This is a genomic window from Providencia sp. PROV033 (assembly GCF_028484855.1).
GTDB lineage: Bacteria > Pseudomonadota > Gammaproteobacteria > Enterobacterales > Enterobacteriaceae > Providencia > Providencia alcalifaciens.
Genome location: NZ_JAMPSW010000180.1, coordinates 1 through 2,674, shown reverse-complemented (window position 1 = coordinate 2,674; position 2,674 = coordinate 1). Strand labels below are relative to the sequence as shown.

Annotated in this window: 2 protein-coding genes and 1 pseudogene; 1 reads left to right on the top strand and 2 read right to left on the bottom strand. The window is 36.7% G+C overall.

All coding sequences use genetic code 11. The annotated features are described in order from the left end of the window. Positions 1-362 precede the first annotated feature (362 nt). Positions 363-773 (top strand): histone-like nucleoid-structuring protein H-NS, encoded by a 411-nt coding sequence (hns, locus tag PSF16_RS17085; RefSeq protein WP_006661675.1) that lies wholly within the window; start codon positions 363-365, stop codon positions 771-773. Positions 774-1,139: 366 nt separating this feature from the next. On the opposite strand, the gene galU is transcribed toward hns, so the two are convergent. Continuing rightward, complete coding sequence (gene galU / locus PSF16_RS17080; protein ID WP_006658746.1) at positions 1,140-2,069, bottom strand: UTP--glucose-1-phosphate uridylyltransferase GalU; 930 nt, start codon at positions 2,067-2,069, stop codon at positions 1,140-1,142. A gap of 157 nt (positions 2,070-2,226) precedes the next feature. Further along, positions 2,227-2,674 (bottom strand): annotated as a pseudogene (locus tag PSF16_RS17075) (two-component system response regulator RssB); the annotation flags it as partial.

Sequence of the window (2,674 nt, the reverse complement as noted above, 5' to 3'; positions counted from 1 at the left end):
GTCTGGGGTTCAGACAACCTTCGGTGGTGTTTGCGGAGCTAAGAAAGGCGGCTTAGCGTTGCACTTCGGACTTGAATCCGCCAAAGACATCCATTGATACATCCCCAAACAAAAGGTAATGCTTATCATGAGCCTATTAATATAAATTTTATTGGCATTTCCTAATTACCTTTTTTCATTAGTTCCGTTATTGATAATAGCGAAATTTATAGCAACGAAAATTTTTATAATTCTTTTGTAAAAAAATTGCATTCGTTAAAGATAACTTTTAAACTACGAAAGTAATTTAGCTATTGCAGAATTTAAAATAGCACTCTATTATTACTGTACACATGCCAACATATAAAATTGAGACCAGGAAAATGAGCGAATCATTAAAAGCCTTAAATAACATCCGTACTCTTCGTGCTCAAGCACGTGAAGTTACTTTAGAATCTTTAGAAGAAATGCTGGAAAAATTAACCGTCGTTGTTGATGAGCGTCGTGAAGAAGAAAGCCAAGCTCGCGCTGAAGTCGAAGAACGTAATCGTAAACTGGAAAAAGTTCGCGAAATGATTTTAGAACAAGGCGTAGATTTAAATGACCTTCTGCAAACTATGGATTCAGGTAAAAGCACTAGCACCCGCGCTAAACGTGCAGCTCGTCCAGCAAAATATAAATATGTTGATGAGAACGGCGAAACTAAAACTTGGACAGGCCAAGGTCGTACTCCAGCAGTAATTAAAGTTGCAATCGAAGAACAAGGTAAATCTTTAGACGATTTCTTAATCTAAGATTAACAACCTTTCAAATTCTAAACACCCTTTTTATAAGGGTGTTTTTATTTATAACAACCCCAATATTATCCATCCTTCATCTTTCCTAATCCGTTTTTCTTCATCCAGCGCTAATCAAAAATAATAGTACAAAATAAAATATAGCGTTAAAGTAAAGTTACGTAATCTCATCAGATAAAATTCTTGAACTCACCTTGATAGGTCTTACGCTAATTAATTCACACGCGACACAGGTGTTATAGATTTATATTATATCACTGACATTTAATGACACTTAAAATCCGAATACTCCCTTTATGGATTTGTATAAAAAAAGCTAACCATTTTGGTTAGCTTTTTTTACGCATAAAGGGAGTTTATCTATTAATTAGATTTCGCAGTAGTATCTAAATTAGCGGCTAACTCTTGAATCCATGCGGAAAAATCATTTCCTAACGTATCGTGTTGCATGCCATATTCTACGAAGGCTTTCATGTAACCTAATTTATTTCCGCAGTCATGGCTTTTACCACATAAGTGGTAAGCTTCAACAGGTTCTTTATTTTCCATCATTAAAGCGATGGCATCTGTTAATTGAATTTCGTCGCCAGCACCTGGGGCAGTTTTTGCCAATGCATCCCAAATTTTTTCAGATAATACATAACGCCCTACAATTGATAAATTTGATGGCGCTTCATCACGCTTAGGTTTTTCAACCATACGAGAAATAGGTTTACTATCGCCTGGTTGTAATGTCACACCATTACAATCCACAATCCCATAGTTAGAAACATCTTCTTCTGGTACTGGCTCAACTAAAATTTGGCTAGCTCCTGTTGTTTCATAATGTTCTAACATCTCTTTAAGATTGAACTTCGTTAAATCGGTGCTGTAGCGATCTAAAATAACGTCAGGAAGAATGACGGCAAAAGGTTCGTTACCCACTAATGGCTTAGCACATAGAATCGCATGTCCCAAACCTTTAGCAATACCTTGGCGCGTTTGCATAATCGTCACATGGCTTGGACAAATAGACTTAACCTCATCCAACAGTTGGCGTTTCACACGCGCTTCTAAGATAGCTTCAAGTTCAAAGCTCGTATCGAAGTGGTTTTCAATAGAATTTTTAGATGAGTGTGTTACTAACACAATTTCATTAATCCCAGCAGCAATACACTCATTAACTACATATTGGATTAAAGGCTTATCCACAACAGGTAACATCTCTTTCGGGATCGCTTTCGTTGCAGGAAGCATCCGTGTTCCTAAACCCGCTACAGGGATTACCGCTTTACGCACCTTGCGTTTGATCATCTTGAGAACTCCGAAAATTTAATAAGCACCATTTATCTTGTCAATAAACTATACTGGCGCGTTTTTAGTGCGCGCCAGTATATCAGGATTCATTATTGAATAAATAGAGATAGCCCCATTTAAGATAAATAGAACCCATATTCATTAAATACATGCATTATTTCTGAGCATCAGGATTAAACATCAGCTTAATTTTTTGATTCGAATTATGAATAAGGCATCTCCAATTCTCACCTTGAAAATCTAATCGATTTGAATGGTATGTTTTCAAGGTGCCCAATGGAATGTTGCGCGCTAAGTGGTAGTGCTCATTCCCCGTGGTAATATCAGCTTCGAGCCCTGCACTCGCCAAAATCACACTTTTGGACTTAGTATTAAAGTAACCAAGCAGCAAAGGAAACTGACCTGAAAAACCTGACTCTTCAAGTAGATGATTTATTTGGTTAATAATGTTATCAATTTGAGGCAATTTTTTATCTCGGTTATTTACTGCGCTCTTGAGCAAATCATTAAATACCACTCTAATTAAAAAAGCCGCCATGATACCTTCATGCGGAGAACGCTCTATATCGATACAATAAAAGCCAATTTGTTCTTCTGATATT